Annotated in this window: 18 protein-coding genes; 4 read left to right on the top strand and 14 right to left on the bottom strand. The window is 56.1% G+C overall.

Annotated elements, in window-relative coordinates:
- Positions 1–28: 28 nt before the first annotated feature.
- Positions 29–565, bottom strand: coding sequence for a DsbE family thiol:disulfide interchange protein (locus tag QQL54_RS03940; RefSeq protein WP_284387786.1), 537 nt, complete (start codon positions 563–565; stop codon positions 29–31).
- Between the two features lie 104 nt (positions 566–669).
- Here QQL54_RS03940 and accD point away from each other — a divergent pair, with 104 nt between their 5' ends.
- Positions 670–1,563 carry an acetyl-CoA carboxylase, carboxyltransferase subunit beta gene (gene accD / locus QQL54_RS03935; RefSeq protein ID WP_348520695.1) on the top strand — a complete coding sequence of 298 codons (894 nt, stop codon included), beginning with the start codon at positions 670–672 and terminating at the stop codon, positions 1,561–1,563.
- Complete coding sequence (locus QQL54_RS03930; protein ID WP_284387782.1) at positions 1,560–2,876, top strand: bifunctional folylpolyglutamate synthase/dihydrofolate synthase; 1,317 nt, start codon at positions 1,560–1,562, stop codon at positions 2,874–2,876. The genes accD and QQL54_RS03930 overlap by 4 nt, the downstream gene beginning before the upstream one ends.
- Here QQL54_RS03930 and QQL54_RS03925 read toward each other — a convergent pair.
- The 8 genes from QQL54_RS03925 to tsaE form a co-directional block, all read right to left on the bottom strand.
- Entirely contained in the window at positions 2,873–3,397 is a 525-nt protein-coding gene (locus QQL54_RS03925; RefSeq protein ID WP_284387780.1) for a redoxin domain-containing protein, read from the bottom strand. The two genes, QQL54_RS03930 and QQL54_RS03925, sit on opposite strands and share 4 nt — an antisense overlap.
- A gap of 62 nt (positions 3,398–3,459) precedes the next feature.
- Complete coding sequence (locus tag QQL54_RS03920; protein ID WP_284387778.1) at positions 3,460–3,795, bottom strand: hypothetical protein; 336 nt, start codon at positions 3,793–3,795, stop codon at positions 3,460–3,462.
- 79 nt (positions 3,796–3,874) lie between these two features.
- Positions 3,875–4,195 (bottom strand): thioredoxin, encoded by a 321-nt coding sequence (gene trxA / locus QQL54_RS03915; RefSeq protein ID WP_284387776.1) that lies wholly within the window; start codon positions 4,193–4,195, stop codon positions 3,875–3,877.
- A gap of 29 nt (positions 4,196–4,224) precedes the next feature.
- Positions 4,225–7,668: a double-strand break repair helicase AddA gene (addA, locus tag QQL54_RS03910; protein WP_284387773.1), complete on the bottom strand. Its 3,444-nt coding sequence runs from the start codon at positions 7,666–7,668 to the stop codon at positions 4,225–4,227.
- 2 nt (positions 7,669–7,670) lie between these two features.
- The gene (locus tag QQL54_RS03905; RefSeq protein WP_284387770.1) at positions 7,671–10,649 is read right to left on the bottom strand and encodes a PD-(D/E)XK nuclease family protein; all 2,979 of its coding nucleotides are present in this window, start codon (positions 10,647–10,649) and stop codon (positions 7,671–7,673) included.
- Positions 10,646–11,365 (bottom strand): nucleotidyltransferase family protein, encoded by a 720-nt coding sequence (locus QQL54_RS03900; protein WP_284387767.1) that lies wholly within the window; start codon positions 11,363–11,365, stop codon positions 10,646–10,648. Before QQL54_RS03900 ends, QQL54_RS03905 begins: the two co-directional genes overlap by 4 nt.
- Positions 11,362–12,444 (bottom strand): aminoglycoside phosphotransferase family protein, encoded by a 1,083-nt coding sequence (locus QQL54_RS03895; protein WP_284387765.1) that lies wholly within the window; start codon positions 12,442–12,444, stop codon positions 11,362–11,364. Before QQL54_RS03895 ends, QQL54_RS03900 begins: the two co-directional genes overlap by 4 nt.
- On the bottom strand, positions 12,437–12,877 hold the full coding sequence (tsaE, locus tag QQL54_RS03890; protein ID WP_284387763.1) for a tRNA (adenosine(37)-N6)-threonylcarbamoyltransferase complex ATPase subunit type 1 TsaE: 441 nt from the start codon (positions 12,875–12,877) through the stop codon (positions 12,437–12,439). Before tsaE ends, QQL54_RS03895 begins: the two co-directional genes overlap by 8 nt.
- A gap of 83 nt (positions 12,878–12,960) precedes the next feature.
- Here tsaE and QQL54_RS03885 point away from each other — a divergent pair, with 83 nt between their 5' ends.
- Positions 12,961–13,278: a 2Fe-2S iron-sulfur cluster-binding protein gene (locus QQL54_RS03885; protein ID WP_284387761.1), complete on the top strand. Its 318-nt coding sequence runs from the start codon at positions 12,961–12,963 to the stop codon at positions 13,276–13,278.
- A 3-nt stretch (positions 13,279–13,281) separates the two neighbouring features.
- A complete protein-coding gene (locus tag QQL54_RS03880) occupies positions 13,282–14,226 on the top strand; it encodes a calcium/sodium antiporter (protein ID WP_284387760.1) in 945 nt (314 codons plus the stop codon).
- Between the two features lie 9 nt (positions 14,227–14,235).
- Here QQL54_RS03880 and QQL54_RS03875 read toward each other — a convergent pair whose 3' ends face one another.
- From QQL54_RS03875 to QQL54_RS03855, 5 genes are all read right to left on the bottom strand, one after another.
- Positions 14,236–15,111: a DUF3137 domain-containing protein gene (locus QQL54_RS03875; protein ID WP_284387758.1), complete on the bottom strand. Its 876-nt coding sequence runs from the start codon at positions 15,109–15,111 to the stop codon at positions 14,236–14,238.
- 49 nt (positions 15,112–15,160) lie between these two features.
- Complete coding sequence (locus QQL54_RS03870; protein WP_284387755.1) at positions 15,161–16,117, bottom strand: DUF3137 domain-containing protein; 957 nt, start codon at positions 16,115–16,117, stop codon at positions 15,161–15,163.
- Between the two features lies 1 nt (position 16,118).
- A complete protein-coding gene (locus tag QQL54_RS03865) occupies positions 16,119–19,022 on the bottom strand; it encodes a valine--tRNA ligase (RefSeq protein WP_284387753.1) in 2,904 nt (967 codons plus the stop codon).
- A gap of 123 nt (positions 19,023–19,145) precedes the next feature.
- Entirely contained in the window at positions 19,146–20,420 is a 1,275-nt protein-coding gene (locus QQL54_RS03860; RefSeq protein ID WP_284387752.1) for a DUF2497 domain-containing protein, read from the bottom strand.
- Positions 20,421–20,537: 117 nt separating this feature from the next.
- The gene (locus QQL54_RS03855) at positions 20,538–22,373 is read right to left on the bottom strand and encodes a TolC family outer membrane protein (protein ID WP_284387750.1); all 1,836 of its coding nucleotides are present in this window, start codon (positions 22,371–22,373) and stop codon (positions 20,538–20,540) included.
- Positions 22,374–22,379 lie beyond the last annotated feature (6 nt).

Below are 22,379 nucleotides of genomic sequence, written 5' to 3'. Positions count from 1 at the left end.
GCGCTATAACGGTGGTCGAGGCGTAGGGCTAGAGGGTTTCGGCACGTAAGCTCTGGATCAGGGGTCGGAGCGTGTTTGCCCAATCATCCGCTGAAACAGGACCCGTATGCTTATAGCGAATCTGCCCTTTCGCATCGAGCACGAACGTCTCTGGTGCGCCTGTTACACCCAAATCGATAGCTAATCGGGACTCCGGATCAAACAGGATTAAGTCGTAGGGATCGCCATGCCGTGTCAGCCAACGATTCGCATCTTCGCGTGTATCCCGCCAATTCACGCCAACGAGTTTGAAGTCAGGGTCTTCGGTTAGTTCCATGAATAGCGGATGTTCAATGAGACACGCCACGCACCAAGAGCCAAAGACATTGAGTAAAGACGGCTCACCGAGCAGCTTGTCATGCGTCACAGCCTCACCCGACAAAGTCATCATTTCGAACTCGGGCAAAGGTCGGTCGATCAACTCTGATGGGAGCTGCGTCGGATCACGCGTCAGACCGATCGCGAAGAAGATCGCCAAACCGGCGAATATGGCGAGTGGGATCAAGCTTTTGAGCAAACGAGACATAAGGCTGAACTAAGCTATCTTGTCCATATCGCAAGCATTCCGGGCGCATGTCTCAGTGCCCAGTCTGGCTTGCCCATTTCAGCGAACGGCATCATAAGCACCCTATGAATTGGCTCAACAAACTTACTCCACCTGGCGTCAAGTCCATCTTCACCAAGCGCGACACGCCAGATAACCTCTGGCTTAAGTGCCCTAAAAGCGGCGAGATGGTTTTCGCTGCCGACTTGGCGGGGCTTATGCATGTCACGCCAGCAGGCCATCATATGCGCATCGGCCCTGAACTTCGCTTCGGCTACACATTTGACGATGAGACGTATGAAACTTTCCCAACACCGTCCGTCGTTGCCGACCCATTGAAGTTCAAAGACGATCAAAAATATACGGATCGGCTGAAGAAGGCCCGGGCCAAAACGGGCAATGATGATGCGATGAGCATCGGCGTAGGTAAAATCCACGGTGTCGACGCTGTGGCCTTAGTTCAAAACTTCGCCTTTATGGGCGGATCGCTCGGCATGGCGGCAGGCGAAGGGTTCGTTGCCGCTGCAGAGATTGCGCTTGAAAAGCGGATGCCGCTGATCGCCTTCACGGCGGCCGGCGGTGCCCGCATGCAAGAAGGCGCTTTGTCCCTGATGCAAATGCCGCGCACGACCATTGCCGTGCAACGTCTCCGCGAAGCAGGCCTGCCTTATATCGTTGTGCTGTGTGACCCGACCACCGGCGGCGTCACCGCGTCCTACGCCATGCTCGGCGACATCCATCTGGCGGAACCCGGAGCGATGATTGGCTTTGCAGGGCCTCGCGTGATCGAAGAGACAATCCGTGAGAAGCTCCCTGAGGGGTTCCAACGCGCTGAATATCTCGAAGAAAAAGGCATGGTCGATCAGGTTGTGCCGCGATCAGAGCTGCGCGCGACCCTCGCCCGCCTCCTTGCCGTTTTAATGCAGAAAAATCATACAGAGATTGAAGCTCAGCCAGCCATACAGCCCGTCCCCGCGTGAATGAGCTCGATCAGGCGCTAGACGAGCTCCGCCGCCTTCATCCTCGAAAAATAGATCTCGGTCTGTCCCGGATCGAAAACGTGTTGGAAAATTTGGGTCGTCCGCAGGACCGCCTACCACCTGCCATCCATATTGCTGGCACGAATGGCAAAGGATCGACTGTAGCGCAACTGCGCGGAATACTCGAAGCGTCAGGTGCACGCGTCCACGTTTATACATCGCCTCACCTTGTACGGTTTAATGAACGGATCGTCTTAGCAGGGCGTGAGGTCGATGACGCAACTCTGATCGACGTTCTGCGCCGTGTCCGGGCCGCCAATGGCGATGCCCCTCTCTCTTTCTTCGAAGCTACGACAGCCGCGGCATTTCTCGCTTTCGCTGAAACGCCCGCTGATTATGCGATTATTGAAGTCGGGCTGGGCGGACGGTTTGACGCGACGAATGTCTTCACGCCGCGGCTCAGCGCCATCACGCCCATTGATTATGACCATGCCGAATTCCTCGGTCGAGACATTGCTGGAATTGCGCGGGAAAAGGCTGGAATCATTAAGTCGAACCGACCGGTCTTTACCGGACCACAGCACGATAAGGTCAATGCGGTCCTCCAAGTCGAAGCCCATAAGGCCAAGGCACCGATCAAATCGTGGGGTCAGGACTTCCGCGCCTATGGACAACAGGGCCGTTTGATATTCGAGACAGAGTGCGAATTGCTCGACTTGCCCCTCCCCGCGCTGGCAGGCGAGCATCAGATCATCAATGCGGGTCTGGCGGTGGCTTTAGCGCGCGAACTCGGGATCTCACCAGAGCATATTAGTACTGGCCTGACGAACGCAGTCTGGCCGGCTCGAATGCAGCCAATGCCCAATGGACCCTTAGTCGACATCGCAGCGGATGCAGGGGCAGAAGTTTGGCTAGATGGCGGCCATAATCCGCATGCGGCGCGCGCCCTATCGGCCCATATGGCGACGTTGGAATCTCGGTCTCCAAAACCACTCATTCTGGTTATGGGTATACTTGCCAACAAGAACGCTGGTGGGTTTCTCGATTTTTTTGAAGGATTGGCGGCCGGTCTCATCGCGGTCGAGATCGAAGATCACGCTAGCCTGTCGCCGGACATTCTGTCTGAACTTGCACAGTCACGCGGCATGGCCACTTTAATCGGCAAAAACCTCACTGACGCGATGCAAAAAGCGGTCAATATGGGCGAAGCCCTATCGCGACAGGCGGCGGACGTTCCCGTCACGCCGCCACGCATTCTAGTTTGCGGTTCGCTTTACTTAGCGGGCCAAGTCCTGTCAGAAAATGCCGTTTAGCCGACTGAGGTGCCGCGTGTCGGATAATCCTTCTTCACTGCATAATTCAGCCCGCCTACGAGGTCTTCCATATCAGGTCGGCCAAATGGCGTATTTTGGATGATTTGCGCGTAAAGCGTTCCGTCAGCTTTCACCACGAACACGCCGGGTTCTGAGAACAGATGCGGTTCTGCGTCTGAGATAGAATCTGAAATAAACAGACCCAGTGATTTTGCGTCTAGCAATTCAAGACTGTGCCCAATCGGCAGCTCTTCGATGTTCCAGTCAGTCTTTGCTCTATGGGCACGTTTTTCGCTATCCATAGAGATCGCAACAATGTCGTGACCATCGGCCCGGATGTCGGCAACCATCGGATCGATCGCTTGTAACTGTGCTTTGCATTTCGGGCAGTGAACGCCGCGATAGACAACAATGATCTGGAAGTTCTCGGGACTGGCTTCTGCCATATTGAAAGCGCCACCATCAATGAGCGGAACTTCAATATTCGGAACTTTGGACTTAGGCGTAAGCAATGTGGTCATAAAGTGTGTCCTGACAATCGGAATGAAAATGAGGTCTTGCGAGAGGTTAAAGCTCGTCTGACCTAAAGATTGTCGGGATCCACCGCTGTATCACGGAGACGGAGTACATCGGGATCTGCAAAAGCGTCGCCAGCTTCCCGTAAATAGGACATGCCTTCATCAATTTTGGCAATCAGAGCTTTGGTATCATCGCGTAGATCAGCGCTGGCGCGACCGACCATTTCCTGACGTAGAGTCTGTAAGGCGTCGAGGCGCTCCTGCGTCGGCACGCGCGGGTTAGAGTAGATATCAGTGATTTCGTCGGCCGTTAGCGGGTTTGCAAGGCCGGGCATGTAGGCGTCGCCATCGATTTGTGTATCGACGGGCAGTGTCGTTATTTGGGGGTCGAGGTCGGGCATGGTGTCTCTCCTATATTCAGGAAAAACAACTCATGCCCGCGCTTGATGTTCCAAAAAACTAGAGTCGTTACACAATAGACTAAGCGTGTTCGGCCAGCCATTCAGCGAGTTTAGACTTCGTCATCGCGCCCATTTTGGTCGAAACAACTTCACCGCTCTTGAAGATCATCATCGTCGGCACATTGCGAATATGATAGCGCATTGGCGTGTCTGGCGCGTCGTCAATGTTGACTTTGGCGATCTTCACGCGGCCATCCATTTCTTCAGACACGGCCTCCAAGGCCGGACCCATCGCTTTACAGGGCGCGCACCATTCGGCCCAAAAATCCACCAAAACAGGCGTATCGGATTTTAAGACTTCGGATTGGAAGGTCTCGTCAGTGACGGCAATAGTGCTCATGGGAATCCCCGGTTGGAATAAGGTGTTGATTACGAAGTAGGTGTGACGTCCACCTTGTTCAAGACCGCATCCATCGCGTTATCGTGAAGCCACATTAGGCGCGGCGCATGTGTCCAGAGCAAGCCGCAACGCACAGCCCGACCGGGCCAGATCGCGCGGGCCAACTCCCGGTAGGCAGCCATCTGCGCCAGATAGACATCGTCCACCTCCTCTACCCGTTGCGGTGAGACCCGATTGGACTTGTAATCAACCAGATAGATCGTCTCGGGAGTGACATTGAGGCGGTCGACCTGCGCACTGATAAAGACCTCTCCGGCGCCAATCGTTGGCACACGACCGGCTAAGCTCACTTCCGCTTTCGATCCTTCTGCAAACACAGCGGCGAAATCAGCATGGTCAAGGACGGTGAGTACTTCGTCTGCGATAGCCGCGCGTTCATCAGGCTCAAAATCGGGATATTCGTCCAGCATCTGCACAGCCAAAGCCCGGCGACGATCTACCGGGTTATCCGGCAACATTTCCAGCATTCGGTGGATAATAATCCCGCGTAAGACGCGGCCTCCACCGGGCGCACGGGTTATGGGTTCCTTGCGGGGCAATAAGGCACTGGGCGAAGCCGTCTGCATGATTTGGCGCTCAATGTTCGCGGGCTGATCTATCCAGTCAGGTAAAGACGTGTGCGCAGGGCTTGGCGTATCGTCAGCGAAGTCCACACTATTTACGCGCGCCCCATAACGAAGCCCAGTTTGATCACCAATGTCGAACGCCGTTTCAAACGAGGTCGTGCAGTTTAAGTCGCACATCGTTTTACGAACCCAATGATACCAAGTCTCATCGGCATAACCCGGCTCTTTGCCGCCATGAAAATAGCCACAAACAACCAGACGGCTCTCTGCGCGCGTCATGGCGACATAGAGAAGCCGCATATATTCGCGCATATCCTCGGCATCATGCGCGGCCTTGTACTGATCCACCAAGTCCGTGCTGTCTTTGCTCGGCGGGGCAAGAATATAGGTTTCGCCCGCTCGGATCAGACCGCCAGAACTCGATCGCGGCGCGCGCGTCGTATCGGGCAGGAACACAACCGGGGCTTCAAGACCTTTGGCACCGTGGACGGTCATCACCCGGACTTCCCGCCCGGCCGGATCCTTATCGCGTTTGATTTCAATTGCGTCCGACGTGAAGGCTTGCAGGAACCGTTGCAGACTGGGAGCCTGACGTTGTTGATGGGTTAGAGCAATCGCGAGAAACGCCTCCAGAGCTTCGCGCGCCTCCAAACCCAGTCGCCGAAACAAAGCCTCGCGATAGCTCAATCCGCTAGGTCCCGTGCGGTCGAGAAGCCGCGAATAGAAGTCATAAGGCGCGCGACCCGCATCATTGCGGATCATTTGAAGATGAGCTGTCAGAGCCGGGTCACGGTCCTGTACAGCCTCCCAGAGTGTACCCGGTCGGTCGACACAGAGGTCGAATAATTGATCGTCATCGAGACCGAAAAGCGGGGATTTGAGGGCTTCTGCGAGGCTGAGGCAATCTTGCGGCAACAGTACGAAGCGCGTGATCGCCAACAAGTCGCGGACAATCAATGCCTCCTGCAGAACTAGCCGGTCTGCGCCCGCAACAGGCAAACCCTCATCCTTCAAAGCTTTGATGATGGCATCAAACAGACCGCCGATCCGTTTCTGCACAAGGATCAGAACATCGCCCGCATGGATGGGACGATGACGTTTCGTATCCCGGTCAAAAATCGCTTCACCGCTCTCGATCCAGTGGGCGATACTCGAAGCAATCTCACGTGCTAAACGCACGCGCGGATCGCCGTCCCCTTGTGCATCGACCGGCGTTGTGTCCCAAGGGTCATTATCGTCAACCACGTCAGCTTTAGGCGCCAACGGCCAAAGTTCGACCAAACCCATATCCTCACGCGCTGCGTCATGACGCACGAGATCAGACGGTTCAGGTTGGGAGTCTGCATTGAACATAGCCTGCAGTCCGCCCTGCTCAAGAAACAGAGCATCCACGACGTCAAGCACCTGCTGGGCTGAGCGGAAGGACATGCGCAACTGAACCGGGCGGTCGCCCGGTGCTGTCCGTGTCCGTACGCTTTCCATGAAGATTTCAGGCGCGGCCCCCTGAAATCGATAAATCGACTGTTTTGGGTCGCCCACAGCAAAGAAGGTCCTGCGCGGTCCATCCCGGTCTGGACTATCCTGCTCAAATGGCTGTGTGATCGCGTCGATGATGTCCCATTGAACGGGTGACGTATCCTGTGCTTCGTCGAGCAGCACATGCTCCACGCCGCCATCCAGCTTATAGGCAATCCAGTCTGAAACATCCGCCCGGGTTAGCAGGTCGCGGGTTTTCAGGATGAGGTCGTTGAAGTCCAAGCCGCGCGCCGCATGTTTGCCGCGCTCATAGAGTTCGCCGAGCGTCAGGCCGAGCGTCAACAACGCCTCGCTCATATCTGCAATACGGACGGCTTTGATACGCTCAGCAGCCGTGTAAATACGATCAGCCTCAGGGCTGCCCGCGCTAATAAACGGGTCTTGGCTCGTGACGTCTTTGACCAAAATGCGAGCACGTGGTGCGCCATCTTGTTTCAAGAATACCGAAGCGTAGAGATCAAACGCCGCGACAGGATCGGATGTTTGATCAAGCCGTTTGACCAAGTCGACAAAATCCTTCGCAGCTTTAGTCGTCGAGGTTTCGCAGAGAACGGCGATGCTACGAACATGTTGCATGTCCGTGTCTTGCCACGCTTCCGCCGCAATGGATTCCACCGTATCGTTTGCGTGCAACCCGGAGAGTTGACGGAAGGGTAGGACACCGCCGGCTTGTGCCCAATCCTTTGTGCGTTCGAAATTAGTTGCGGCGGAATAGATCAGCGCATCCAACGTCGAGTCCGCCTTAGATACCACCATATGGTGCAAAGCGTGGCGTAGCCCTTCGTCCTCACGCGCTCTGGCCAGTAATAGCTTCCGGCCCTCAAGCAATAGGTCCTTAGAGTCCGTCTCTTCCAACGGCGCAAAACCGGGCATGATCCCGGCTTCGATGGGAAATCGGCCTATGATACGTTCGCAGAAGGCGTGAATGGTCATCACCTTCAACCCCTCCGGCGTTTCCAGCGCGCGGGCGAAGAGCGTACGGACGCGGTCAAGGTTGAGCGCCGGGCGTACCTGATCGAACGGCATACCAAAGAGTTTGGCCAATTCTGCCTTTAACGTGTCATCGGGAGCGATCGACCATTTGGACAGATCGCCATAGAGCCGCTCTTGCATCTCCGACGCTGCGGCGCGGGTATAGGTGATGCAGAGAATGCGGTCCGGGTCAGTCCCTTGCAGCAAAATGCGCGATACCCGGTCGACCAGCACCTTGGTTTTGCCCGACCCCGCATTAGCATTGACGATTTTGGGATGGGACGGGTCGGCCGCCTCACGCTGACGGTCTGTCGCCTGATTAATGGAAAGACGGGCCATGCTCAGCCCTCCCCATCGCCGGCAATCGATGACCATTCATCGCGACGGGCCAGATCGTCATATTCGCCGTAGTCATGCGTATATTGTGCACGCGGCTGCGACGGATAGCCGGTGTCGGGATCATCATAGGCTTGGATCAGTCGCCGCAATATATCGATCGCTTGGGTACGTAGCTCGTCTGGAGACTTTGCGCCGCGCGCGGGCGTCGAGACATGACGGTGCGAGAAGTCTTCATTGGACCCTTTGATCCGCACATAGCCCATCTGATCTGTCTCGCCTTTCGGCAGACCGTCCAGCGCGCCCTCACCGGCCAACCACGCAGCCAGCGGTAGTTGTAGATCGAAGCCTGCGCCGACCGTCTTGGCACTGGCAGGGCTGCCCGTCTTGAAGTCGGTGAAAGCATAGCCCGTCGGTGAGCGCTCAACGAGATCAAGCTGCCCGATCAGCGAAAAATTGAGATCATCAAGCGTCGCTTTTGCGTCCACTTCTGTCCCGACAACATCGAACCCGTCAGCGTGACGCAGAGCGAACCATGTCATTAGCGCGTCGGTGACGGCGGCAATTCGCGGCTGCTCCTTAAAAACCTCGTCCTCATCAAAACCATGCGCAAGCAACTGATCGCGGAGATGCGCCCGTAACAACGCGGCATTAGCCGGGTCGTGCAGCCTATCGATCTGCCCGTTGAGCGCGTCCCGGACATAAAGCTCGATGCCTTTATGCATCGCCGTCCCAAACTGACGGGCATCCAGCGGCGCATCCAGCGGGTCGAGTAGTTTGAGGCGCAGCACTTCGCGCCCAAACAGGCTGTAGGGATCACGGATCCATTTAGACGCCCCCGTAATCGAGATTTCTCGACCCTTGCGGGCCCAGCGTTTTTCGACTGGCGGTTTCGGATTGGGCCTGTCGATGAAGGTCATCTCTGTTGGCTGATCAAGCGCGCGAGCCCAATCAAGATAAGTCTGACCGGTACCGAGCAATCGCTCTATCTCTGCCTCCCCCATCGCGCCAGCGAGCAAGGTTTTTAGCCGCCAAACCCAGCGCGACGCTACGGTCGGACCGCTCTCATTCTTCAAACTTCGCGTTAGAAAGACCGTGCCATTGGCGGCCAACTCAGCAAAGTCATGCGCAGCGAGCCCGTAACGACGTTCTGGCAAAGAGAGCTTCATCTGCTGACGCATCCCGCGCGACAAGAAAGGCCCTGCATCGACACCGCCTGGCCATGTGCCTTCGTTGAGACCGCCGAGGATAATGATGTCGGCGTCAAGTAAGCGCGCCTCCAACGGTCCGAGAATGGACAGGCGGGGATGAGTGCCTTGTGATGGACGGACAACGGAGCCCTGTAAGAGCGAGCTGAGTAGCCGGGAAAACCCGTCCGCATCCGTCTCCGGGAGCGCAAATCCGTGATCCACCATGCCGTCCAGAATGGACGCAGCCTGCCGTCCTGCATCGTCGCCCCTAAGACGAACCATCCCACCCGTGTCAGCAGTTCGGGCGACCGCTTCCGCCGACGCAACCAGTGCTGCCGCCCAATGATCAGGTGTCGCGCTGTCACTCAATTCCAGCAGGGGCGCCACGGCGGTGTGTAATTGCTGCACGAGATCAAAGGTCTGCGTCGGTCGCAGCCCGCGGAAAAATTTACGCTCCAACGATGCCCACTCGGCTTTCGCGGCATCTATCGGTTGTCCCAGCGCCGTCAGCTCATGTTTCAGGATGAGGCTGAGTTCGACGGGACCGTGCGGATCGCGAGCCAACTCCAACAGTGCCGATAGAAATACGCCAATAGGTGCTTGTTGCACGGGCACGCCTTGGCTCATCGCCACATCAACGTTCCAGCGCGCAAGACGAGCCCGCACACGCTGCGCGAGGTTTTGATCCGGTGTAACCAAGGCGGCGGTCTGCCCTTTGACTTCTAACGCCTCACGCAGGATCAGCGCGATTGAGAGGCCTTCTTCGGCATCATTACGCGCCTCGATCAAAGACAGGCCTTCCAGAGCGGTGTCGAACACGTCAGCGCCCTCACCTTCCGTCAGGGTCACAATCCGCTTCAACCAATCACCCGTCGCGTCGACCGGAACCAGCGCCTCGGCGAGAATGCGTCGACGTTTACGCGCCACAGCTCTGTCTCCGTCCACGATCCACGGCCAGATCGGCACAGATTTCCGAGAGACATCCATGATCTCCAGCAATCCCTTGAGCGAACTCTGAGGGTGCCGAACGTCAATCGTGTCCCAGACACGATCTGGAAATTCTTCCTGCAATCCGGGCAAGACAACCATACCGCCCGGCATATCCGCGATCACGCTCATCAATCGCGCTGTCGCTTTCAACGTCCCCGTCGAACCCGCCACGATGACCGGATAGTCCGGCGGCGTTTCAGCCCAAATCTCTGTTAGCGCGTCGAGCAATGCGACCCGGCGCGCAGTCGGCTCCATCATCCCAAGTTCGCTTAGCCGATCCGGCCAGTGCGCTTCGATGATCTGATAGAGTGTTCCGGCATGCTGAAAATGTGTCGCGGCTTCTTCGGTAACCTGCTTCCATTCCGCATGATTGGTAATCCCCACCTCTTCCAACGCGGCGTCGTCCATGATTTCAATCAGGGGGTCAGCCATGTGAAGAGCGGCGGCCGGGTCGAGCGGTAGGTCTGTGGTGCGGCTGTGGTAGTGAGCGACAAGACGAGCGATCTCGAACCGCCGCTGCACCGGATCGATGGCCGGCGCGACCCGTCCCGCAAGTTCACCCGGTTCAAAGGGTGGTTCTTCTGGATTGACGTCAGCGAGCGGTCGCAAACGTGGCAGCAAGGCCGCATTGACGCCCCGTTCAGCCGCTTGCTGAACGAAGGCAAATTCCAGCGCCCGAGCCGCGCGACGTGTCGGCAACAGCACAAGTCCGTTCTGTAACGCGTCCCCGTAATGGGCCTGCAAACCATGCGCGAGAGACCGTAAGAACGGTGTGCCCGACGGCATGTTGTAGACTGTGCTCATACAGGCAGTGTGTTCGGATCTGCGAGCACGGCCTCAGCCGCTTTGAGCGTGTCAGGATCACCGATATGCATCCAAAAACCGGGAATAGGCAGGCCAAACACACGGCGTCGTTCAATCGACTTTTTCCAGATCTTAGTGCGTGAAAATTTTGTCTCTGGATAGCCGTGCGCCAAAGTCGGCTTAAAAATCTGCACACCCGCATAGACCCAGAACGCTTTATCCCCTGACCGCCATGACAAGCGCCCATCGCGGTCCATGTCGAAGTCACCCACACCAGGATAGCCAAGTGTGCGGGGTTTGGGAGCCAGCAGCAATAGCTCGTCCATTTCATCCGCATCCCACGCTTCAAAAAGGGCCTTGATCACGGGTGCAAATTCGACCCAGACCGCATCGATATTGCATATGAGAACCGGATTATCGCCGAGCAGAGGCAAGGCTTTGACAACACCGCCCCCGGTTTCAAGCAATCCACCACGTTCGTCCGAAATAATGATTTCGGGTCCGCCCGACCTGGTCTTGAGATGGTCTTCGAGATGATCGGCATGAGCATGAACATTCACAATGGCACGCTCTACGCCCGCATCCGCTAAACGATCAAGCATATGGTCGACCAGCGGGCGTCCCCCGACCTCGACCATCGCTTTTGACCGGTCATCTGTCAGCGGACGCATGCGTGTGCCGTGGCCTGCTGCCATTACCATCGCTGTCTTGATCATGAAAATACCTCCGGGACATAGGTCTGGAACCAAGCCCGTAAATCTGCGCAAACCGGGTGCGCCAGATCATTAGCGAGATGCCGTTTCACACGCGGCAGCAGCGCCCGATATTGGGGCTTGCCGAAATCGACATCGGCCCGAACAGGAAAGCCGAGCAGTTTGGTCGCACGTTGTGCGGAGAGGACCGAGTAAGCCGCGTCGAATGTATCGTCGCGCATAATACCGGCCTTGTCACAGAAGCGCGATTTGAGCGGCTCAAACAGGGCAGGATCGACGTCTCTGCGAATATCTTCTAGCAAGCTCGTTAAATCATAGGCGGGGTGAACAAACAGGGCGTCCTGAAAATCGATCAGTCCAACTTTTGCTTCACCATCCCGACCTGGCAGCCAGAACAGGTTCTCAGCATGGAAATCGCGCAAAGCCAAACCCGGCGCGTGGGCGTCCATCGCTTTAAACGCTTCACACCAGAGACCGTAGAACTCATCACGTTGAGCTGCATTAATCTCATGTCCCGCATCCGGTGCAAAATAATCGAGAAACAAGTCGGTTTCGGCCAACAATGCAGCATCATCATAGTCGCGAATGGCCCAATCCGTCCCGTCATAGGATGGTCGCGTTGGGAAGCTACTCCGATAAATCGCCGCAAGCGTGTCGACCGCGGCCTCATAAAGCTGAACGTTCATTCGAGGATCGGCACCCAAAGTGCGGGCGAAGTCGACGTCACCAAAATCTTCGAGCAAGGCAAATCCAAGGTCCAGATCTGCGGCATAAATATGGGGGGCGGAGAAGCCGCGAATCGATAATTGCTCGGCAATTGTCAGAAAGGCTTCCAAATTCGGACCCGCCAATCGCGCCAAAGCATTATAACCGATTTGCCGACGGTCTTCGACGCTCGCGCCGTCCGGTTCCCCTGCGGGCTCTGCACCATGAGGTGCATTCATCAAAACGGCCTGCTGGCCTTTGCGAACCAAGCGAACATAGCTCCGAGTCGAAGCGTCCCCCTTAACGGGCACTCGCTCCGCATCGCCCCAACCGGCTTTCGAAATAAAGGCATCCATCAATGCCAAACGTTCAGACATTGCGTCCCTTCCAACCGGTCAATGTTGCAACTCGACCGTCTCCATCGAACGCCAACTCTACTGAAAGCGCACCTTTTGGGCAGAGTGATCCCAGCTTATCAGCCCATTCGATGAGCACAATGTCATCGCCTAGAGCGTCCATCAGCCCAAGTTCGTAAGCGTCGTTGGGCTGCTCCAATCGATAAAGATCACAATGCCAGAGCTCTGCAACATTATCACCCAAGGGCCAATCATAGGTCTGCACTAGCGTGTAGGTCGGTGACGGCACTTCGATATCGCCAAGTCGAGATTGAATTAGCCCACGCGCCAACGTCGTCTTGCCAGCGCCAAGATCGCCAGACAGCAAAAGCGTGTCTCCCGGCACTAGTGCCGCTGCAATACGCGCACCCAGCGCCAGCGTATCCGCTTCAGATTTCAAATGGATGGCAGTCACAGCACCGATCTACCGCCTTGCCTTTTGCAGGCAAGCTCTTAACTACCCTGCAGCGCAGTCAGACAGCGACTTAAGGAGCAGACGTGGCCAAAGTTATTTTCCATGATCATGAGGGCAAAACCCGTGAAGTGGACGCCAAAAACGGCATGTCCGTCATGGAAGCGGCCATTTCCAACATGATTCCCGGTATTGATGCGGATTGTGGCGGGGCCTGTGCCTGTGCAACCTGCCATGTCTATGTCTCCGATGAATGGATCGGCAAACTGAAGCCGAAGGACGATATGGAAGACAGTATGTTGGATTTCGCGGATGGCGTTCAGGACAATTCGCGTCTTTGCTGCCAAATTCTGCTGTCTGATGATCTTGACGGTATCGAAGTGACAACGCCCGAAAGTCAGTAAAACTTGAATCTGCTGCTCGTTATCGGCGGGCTCTTCCTACTGATGGTGGGCGGAGACATTCTGATCCGTGGCAGCGTAGGCCTAGCCGAACGGTTTGGCTTATCCAGAGCCCTGATCGGTGTCGTGCTGCTGGGATTCGGCACATCTATGCCGGAATTCATCGCAACCTTTGGGGCGGCAGCCAAAGGCGCAGACGATATTGCTTTCGGCAATGTTCTGGGCAGCAATATCGCCAACATTCTTATGATTTTGGGCGTGTCCGCGTTGATCCTCCCCATCGCCACCCAAATGCGCGATGTCCGGCGTGATGCAGCGTTCGTGATGCTCAGTTCGGTCGGATGTGGTCTATGGATCTGGCTGGGCGGCATTCCGACAGCGGGGGCCATCGTCCTGCTCCTCGGATTCCTGACCTATATGGCGCTGACCATTCGCGCCGACTTGGCGCTTCCTGCCGATGTATCTGCCGTGGACGCCCCTCGCCCCAGCCCGGTTGCTCTCAATCTGTTGCTAGTCACCATTGGCATAGCTTTGTTGATTGCGGGCGCGGAGGGTCTGATCCGAGGTTCCAGCGCAATTGCACGAGGGTTTGGCGTATCCGAAGCGCTGATTGGCATTACCATTGTCGGGATTGGGACATCCCTACCGGAAGCTACAGCCTCGATCCTAGCGTCAATAAAAGGCGAGAATGAACTGGCCTTCGCAAATATTATTGGATCGAATATTTTCAACGGACTGGCCATTTTGGGCATTACCGGGCTGGCCTTCCCTCTATCGTTCGATGTGAGCAACGCCGGTTTCAGTCTGATTGACGGCCTCGTCCTTCTGGTCGCGACAATCCTAATGTTCGTCTTTGCTGTAACCCACCGAAAAGTCGTTCGGTGGGAGGGGGGCGTCATGTTGGCGGGCTATTTGGCCTATCTGGCCTGGCTCGTCAGCCGAGCCCTTTAAACCTACGCCTTAGACTCTGGGCAGTAATAGCCCACGAAACGCCGGATCAATCAAGCTGGCCTCAGGGGTTAGGTATTTCGCCTGCGGATGATCGGCGATCAGTCCCGCTTGAATGGCGGCCTGCACAGCAGGTTCAACAGAACCAATCGCCGACAGATAATAGTCATCCCTCGCCCGTGCACGCTCGATGGGGCAGTGGCGGTCTGCGCTGGCATGCAAGGCATCGATCTGCGCGACAAGATCAAAAATTTGGGCCATTTCGCCTGCAATATGGCTCGACGCCGACGCAAGGTGATCGAAATGCGGCTCGTCAGAGAGCCTGATCTGATCACCCGTCGGCAAGACAACATGCATTTGCCGCCCGGCAAAGGCGACGCAGGCATGTCCACCACTCAAGATCGGATCAAAGGCCAGAAGTCGTTCCATGAAGTCCGGCGGGACAAGGGTCCGCCCTTCAATCTGATCATCGGAATAGACTTCGAATTTCGCTTCAAATGTGCGGGACGGAAAGCCAACCCGTTTCATACCGTCAACATGTCGAGGGTTGAGCGCACCGCGATCCGGCAACACGACTGTGCGGCCGTAAATGCGCAGCTTATGCGAAAGTGAAATAATCAGGCCGTCAAAGCCGCCCTCATCCTCATCATCCGCCACATGCGCACGCACCTCCTGCACACTGAACCGTTTGCCGTCGAAGGCCGACCCTCGCACGCGACCTCGGCAGCGAAACCGTCCAGTGGGTGAGTGTAATATCTTTGCCGACTGCAACAGCAACAACGCCCCCGGCGACGGGGATACAGCGGCATAATTATGGCCGAGTAGGTCGTAGAGGTTCAGTCTCAAGGCCTGAATATCCACGGCACCTTGGGGGAGGATGACGGACATGGGATTATGGTTAACGCGGAGTCGTTAACGAGGTGTGGCTAGGTCAAACTCAGTACGGTAATGACGCCGCTTTTTTTCGTTTGAGAAGCGTGTCCACAATATCAAAAACCGCTCCGACCTCATCAAGGATTTTCTGCGTCCGGTCTGGGTCCATCAGGGATTTAAACATCGACCCCGCTTCAAACTGGTCTTTTGTTTCGACCGCGATGAATAATGTGTCCCGATCAAACCCGAAGCGGATGTTTTTCCCGGAAACCGCTTTCTCAAGATCAACCATTTGTTGCATGAAGGCCGGATCCAAAATGACCCGCCCTTCAACTTGATCTGTGCCGTAGGCTTCAAATATCTTCTCGAAGACTGGGTCCGCTAGGCCAATACGTTTCATGTCTGACTGCTTTTTGGAATTAAACCATCCCTTGTCTCGCAGAACTACGGTTCGTCCAAAGGTCTTGGTTGGGAAATCCAGCGTCATGATCTGTCCACTAAAGACCGTTCTCCATTTCGTGTTACCCTTACTGTCACGGCTGCGCTTTTCGAGATGAGCCTCAACGGATCGAAATCCTGCGCCGTGGGCCTCCCCGGACAGACTGTCCTCAAATGATTGTCTGTCGACGGATTTGGGGATGAGAAACAGCTCCTGAAACTCTTTGACATCAAAGGTCGCAACCTCTGGCTCAAACGTCCAGCCGACATATCCTATAATCGCGTTGACAATGCGGCTCTTCGTTTCTTCGCGGATATCGTGGGTCATCAGCGTGAACATGAAGACAGTGCTGGCCGCAGCGGCAAAAAAGAGAAAAAACCCCAATCCAGTTTCATCGAACCGAATGATGGCGATAAAAGCCGCGATACTGATCAGTGTAGCCGAGAGGACGCCGGCAATGATCCCATTACGAACCGCTTTGGCCCTCGCCGCATCACGCACATGCAAAGTCGGACGGACCATGCCATCGAAATACTCCGAAAACCCTTTGAACTCGGCGTGATGCTCATCGAACTGATGCATATTAGCTTAACGCGGCGCGCGCCTCCTGTAGCTTCGCGCATTCATCCGCATAAGCGGTGCGACGATCTTTTTGCTCCTGCACGACGGTGGCCGGGGCCCGATCCGTAAATTTGGCATTGCCCAGCTTCTTGTCGATCTTAGCAATCTCTGCTTCCACCTTGGCAATGGCCGCGTCTAGACGTTTTTGCTCCGCCGCCACATCGATCAGACCGTCGAGCGGGATTGCGAAGCTCACTCCGTCCACCACGGTTTGCAGCGCGCCTTCCGGGGCGGCATCTGCAAAAGACACAGCTTCGACCCGCGCCAACCGGCCCAACGCATCCGCAAAGGTCGAGAGACGGGCATCCGGCTGCCCAATGACGACGAGCGGCGCTTTGCGGGATGGCGGCACATTCATTTCCGCGCGCACGGATCGTAGGGACGAGATCAGACGGATTAGCCAATCAATATCATCCCCAGCCGGCTCAGCGTCGACAACGGGCCAATCCGATAGCATCAAGAATTCATCCCGCTCACCCGTCAGCGCCCACAACTCTTCCGTGATAAAAGGCATGAACGGGTGAAGCAGTTTGAAGGACTGATCGAGCGCCCATGACAAGGTCGCACGGGTTTCATCCGGTGTCTCGCCCAAAAGTTCTGGCTTAGCCAGTTCGATATACCAGTCGCAAACCGTGCCCCAGACGAAACTGTAAACCGTGTCCGCCGCATCGTTGAAACGGTAGGTTTCGATATAGCCCGTTGCTGTGCTGACAGCTTCTGCCGTCTTGGCGACAATCCAGCGATTAAGCGCGCTTTCGACCGCGTTGGGATCGAAACCCTCTTGCGCACGGCAGCCATTCATCTGCGCAAAGCGGGCAGCGTTCCAAAGCTTCGTGCCGAAATTGCGATAGCCCGCAACCCGGTCGACCGAGAGTTTGATGTTGCGCCCCTGCCCGGCCATCGCAGCCAGTGTAAAACGCAGCGCATCCGCGCCATAAGCGTCAAACCCGTCCGGATAGGCTTTGCGCGTCGCCTTGGCGACTTGCGGAGCCTTCTCTGGGTTTTTCAAACCGCGCGTTCGTTTTTCAACCAAGGCGTCAATCGACACGCCGTCAATCAAGTCCAGCGGATCGATGGTATTGCCGATGGATTTGGACATTTTCTTGCCCTGCTCATCCAGCACCAGCGCATGAATATAAATATCGCGGAACGGTACCTCGTCCATAAAGTGCAAGCCCTGCATCATCATCCGGGCGACCCAGAAAAAGATAATGTCAAACGCGGTGACGAGGACGGAGGTTGGGTAAAACTTTTCGAGTTCAGCCGTGTTGTCGGGCCAGCCAAGCGTGGAGAATGGCCAGAGGCCGGAGGAGAACCACGTGTCTAGGACATCATCGTCCCTTCGAATTTCATACTCGACCTGTTGGCCTTCACCCGTCAGCCCAAAGTATAATGCTCCATCATTAGAAATTGTAATGATTGCATTGTCACCGTAAAATTCTTTAGCTTGTTCTACCGCCTCCTGTTCGGTGGACGCCACAAAGATCTTTCTTTTGCTTACATCACTTGGGTCTATGCCATACCAAGCGGGTATCCGGTGCCCCCACCAGAGTTGCCGCGAGATGCACCAAGGCTGGATATTCTCCATCCAGTGATCATAGGTCTTCTTCCAATTTTCCGGGATGAAGTTGGTCTTGCCGTCATTGACTGCTGCCATTGCATCGCCCGCAAGCTTCTCGGCGTCCACGAACCACTGATCCGTCAGCATCGGCTCGATCACCGCATTGGAGCGGTCGCCAAAGGGCTGCATGATTTTCTTATCTTCGACAGCGATGAGCAGGCCTTCAGCGTCGATGTCAGCTACCACCGCTTTGCGCGCGTCGAACCGGTCCATGCCGACATATTTTTCGGGCATGATCTCGCTGGCGATCATCTCGCCCTTCGTCCCCATGAGCGAATACATCGGAATGCCGCCCCGCTTGGCCACTTCGTAATCGTTGAAATCGTGCGCACCGGTGATCTTCACGGCACCAGAGCCGAAATCCATATCGGGATATTCGTCCGTGATGATCGGGATCAGGCGGTCGGCGAGCGGCAGGCGCACCATCTTACCAACGATGGGCGCATAGCGTTCATCATCGGGATGAACAGCCACCGCACCGTCACCGAGCATGGTTTCAGGGCGCGTCGTCGCAATGGAAATATAGTCGCGCTCTTCCGAGAGCGTGACGTTTCCGTCCTCATCCTTCTCGATGTAGGTGTAAGTCTCACCGCCCTCGAGCGGGTATTTAAAGTGCCAGAAATGACCGTCGACGTCGCGGTTTTCGACCTCAAGGTCAGAAATCGCGGTCTGGAAATGTGGGTCCCAATTGACCAAGCGCTTGTCGCGATAGATCAGCCCGGCCTCATACATTTCGACAAAGGCTTTGGTGACAGCCTCTGCCATCTTGTCCGTATCGTCGTCAGGATTACCGAGGGTAAATTTCTCGCGGCTCCAGTCACAGGACGCGCCGAGGCGTCGCAGTTGTTCCGTGATGATGCCGCCGCTTTCGCGCTTCCAGTCCCAGACTTCCGAGATGAACTCGTCGCGTTGCATGGTGGCACGCGGGCGTTGCTCGTCCGCTAATTTGCGTTCGACCACCATTTGCGTCGCGATACCGGCATGATCGGTTCCCGGCTGCCACAGCACATCAAAGCCGCGCATGCGGTGGAATCGGGCGAGAATGTCTTGGATCGTGTTATTGACCGCATGCCCCATATGCAGGCTGCCCGTCACATTGGGCGGCGGGATGACGATAGAAAAGGGCGGCTTGGATGGGTCCATGTCAGGCTGAAAGCAGCCTGCTTTCTCCCACGCGGTATAGAGGCGTTGCTCCGCCTCTTTGGGGTTGAAATGCTTCGGCAGGTCTGGAGTCGTATCTGGCATTATTCACTCAACAAAAAGACCCGCCCCCATATCGGCGGGTGCCGGGGGCGGGCTTGATAAAGGCCCGCATAGCGCAGGCCCATAGACTTGTTAAGTCAGCTATTCCTTAGGACGTCAGCCCAGTTATTTCCCAGTCGCGAGGCGCTGAACTTCCTTAGCCACGGCGCGTTCGACAATCCCTTGCAGGTTTTCGTCGAGCCATTCCTTTAACATTGGCCGGAGAGCGTCCTGTACCAGATCACCAATTCGCGGGCCGCGCTCATTAAAGATCGCTTTATCTTCGACGACTTGGTTGAGCTGCGCAAACGCGCTCATGGTCGCCTCTTCTGTCACATCGTCCAAGATGGCATCGGAGCGGATAGCTCTCGGCATGGAAGTCTCCATTTCAGGGGTATCGGATTGGGTCGGTTGGGGAGCAGGTTTCGGCTCGACAGGAGTCGGCTTAGCCTGCGTCGGAGCAATCGTTTCGACCGGCTGCTCTTCTGTGATTTCAATGTCCGTTGACGGTATGGCGCTGGCCGCCGCGTCTGCCGCTGCCGCAATGTCCATCAAGTTCGGCGTGTCTGCCTCACGGGTCTGCGCTTCCATCGCGGCAATTTCATCATCGAGAGTCATATCCAGAATACTCTCAAGGATATCATCTTCTAGCGCGTCGATTGGATCGACATCGACAGTCGCGTCTGCCCTTACAACAGGGGCAGCGTCTGCAGCGCCCGTAGCCGGATCTTCGTCTTCATCTGTCAGATCCGCCATCAGTGATTTGACTAGATCGAGATCCGCGTCCGTCGCCGCATCAGTCATCGTATCTGCCTTAACATCTTCTTGGGGCGACGCCTTAACAACGCCTGCGGAGACATCGGTAGGGGCCGGCGCTTCGTCGAGATCAACGAGTAATTCACTCATCATCCGGTCCATATCGTCCGTGTCGTCAGATGTTGGCACAGGCAAATCGAGAGCGGCCTCAACAGGGGGAGCGTCGGACCCACTGGCGTCAATTTCTGGAATGGCGAGCTGGTCATCCAATGACAAAACATCGGCATCATCATTCAAGCCGAAGGCTTGGCCGAAACTCTCCTGCAAGGTCTCAGTCCCGGGTAGCTCTTCATCAAATTCGCTCAACAGCGCGTCGATATCGAGACTATCAGACGTCGCATCGGCCGATGCCGCGACTGGAGCGGGACGAACGTCAGCGCTCGCAAATGTTTCAGTAATGCCCTGAATTGAGGGCTCAGGCTGGGCAGTATCTGACGGTCCATCGAGCGGAACAGGATCAGCATCATCTGCAATGATCTTGCGGATAGACGCCAGAATATCTTCCATGCTGGGTTCAGTTTCAGCCCCGGTGAAGCCATCTTCACTGGGCGCTGTTGTAGCGGTTTCCGGTGTCTGCTCGGACATACTCGCTCGCTATCCCCCTACCCGAACTGGAATCGGCATCCAGCCCTTCTAAACAAAGGGTTAAGGGAAGGGTTAAGACTTGTCTAGACGCACGGCTCCACAATCCACCGAGGAATTTTATGGCTCTGAGTCATCCTCTAAAGGATCGGAAACCATCGGCACTATTAGGGTTTCGGGGTCTTTCACGTCTTCATCAATAGTGTCGTCCGCCACGTCGTCACGGTCGATCATGAGGACGGTATCGGGTTCGGGAATTCCTTTTCCCTGCCCTTGGTACGGGTCCGTAACGATCACAATGTCTGGATCAGTGATTCGTGGGTCGTAATGTGGTTCTTGGAATGTGACGGTATCGACGCCTTCTTTCAGCGCCCCACCAACATCCAATAAAGCATCGCCTAGACCCTCCACGGCGTTGTCGAGCTCACTGGCTTCAACGCCACTCACAACCAGGCCCGCAGGTTCTAAAATAATGTCTGGAACCTGACGTCCGATTTTCTGAACCGCTTCAGGCAGCAAACGGTCGCCCGCCTCTTTATACCCATCATAGACAATATCGGAGAGATAGACGTCCGGGTCATAGGTTGCGATCGGCAGGTCGATACCGTCTGCATCTAATACCCCAATCGCTGACAGAAGCTGAAAAACGGACGCATCAAAATCGCGTTCCGCATTGATCAGCGTGAGCCGCGCATTCAGCGTCTCCTGCTCAGCATCCAACACATCAAGCTGCGTTCGCGTGCCGACTTGCTGTTCCAGCGTGACGCCTTCAAAGGCGACTTCCGCCGCCGCAACTTGTCGTCGGCTCGTCTTAACAATCCGCCGTGCTGCATCCATGCGAGCCCAAACCTGGGTGATCGTCTGATCAACCGCGCGTTCCGTGTCACGCGTTTCAAAAGCAAGGCGTGTTTTGGCATTCTTTGCCTGACGAACGCGAGAGGCATTCAGCCCGCCACTGAAGATCGGAATACTAAGCTGCGCGGCAATGGTCGCTTGATCAGTTTCTGAAACGCCCAAGATTGTATCGCGGGACCCGGCCAATGTGCCTTGCAGGCTCACACTCGGGCGACCCGCTGCCTTCGCGACATCAATCGCCGCAGATCCGGCCCGTTCATTGTAATAGGCCGCCTGTAGTTGCGGGTTATTGCTGCGCGCCAATCGCGTCGCTTCAGCCAATGTTTCAGGCAGAGCGAAATCTGGGGCAGGCGCCAACTGATTGGGCAGTCGGCCAACGATCCGAACAAAGAGAGCCCGGCTGATTTCCAGCTGAGCGTCGGCCTGCGCTAGCCCGGCCTCTGCGGCCGCCATGCGCGATTCAGATTGGGCAATGTCGGTCCGTGTCCCTTCACCGACATCAAACCGGTCATTTGCGGCCGTCAATTGGCGGTTGAGTACGCGAACATTATTACGCCGAATGCGGGCAGCTTCCTCGTCACGTAAAATATCAACATAGGCATTGGCTGCAGATAAGAAGATATTATTCTCAGCCGTCTCTAACCCCGCCCGCGCGGCCATGATGCCGGCTTTCGCTTGACGCTTAAGCGCGGTGACTCGACCGCCTTGATAGATCGGCTGAATAACGCTCAATTGTGCGGAACTCGGCGTACCCTCATTCCATCCGCCGCCGGGCGGCGCGAAAAACCCGCCTGCCGTTTCGGGCGTTCGGACGGCCTGAGCCGAAACTTCACCCGCAGCGCTAATCGAGGCCCGACCTTGGGCGCGCGCCTGAATATAGGTCTCATCAACTTCGCGCAAACGGGCGCGCTCGCCAAGAAGCTGCGGATTGTTGCGGTAGACGCTCGCGAGCACGGTTTGCAGCGTGTCCGACGTCGTAACCGGTCCAGAAACTGAGATCGCCGCAGGCATCTGATCCTGCGCCCACGCAGGATCAGATGCCAAGATCACAAGCGACCCGGCCAGACTGCTCAGAAAATAATGTGTTCGGGTGATGCTCATAGGGAT

It is taken from the genome of Algimonas ampicilliniresistens (assembly GCF_030159955.1).
GTDB lineage: Bacteria > Pseudomonadota > Alphaproteobacteria > Caulobacterales > Maricaulaceae > Litorimonas > Litorimonas ampicilliniresistens.
Note: the sequence above shows the minus strand (reverse complement) of the source record. Positions and strands in the feature narration are given on the sequence as shown.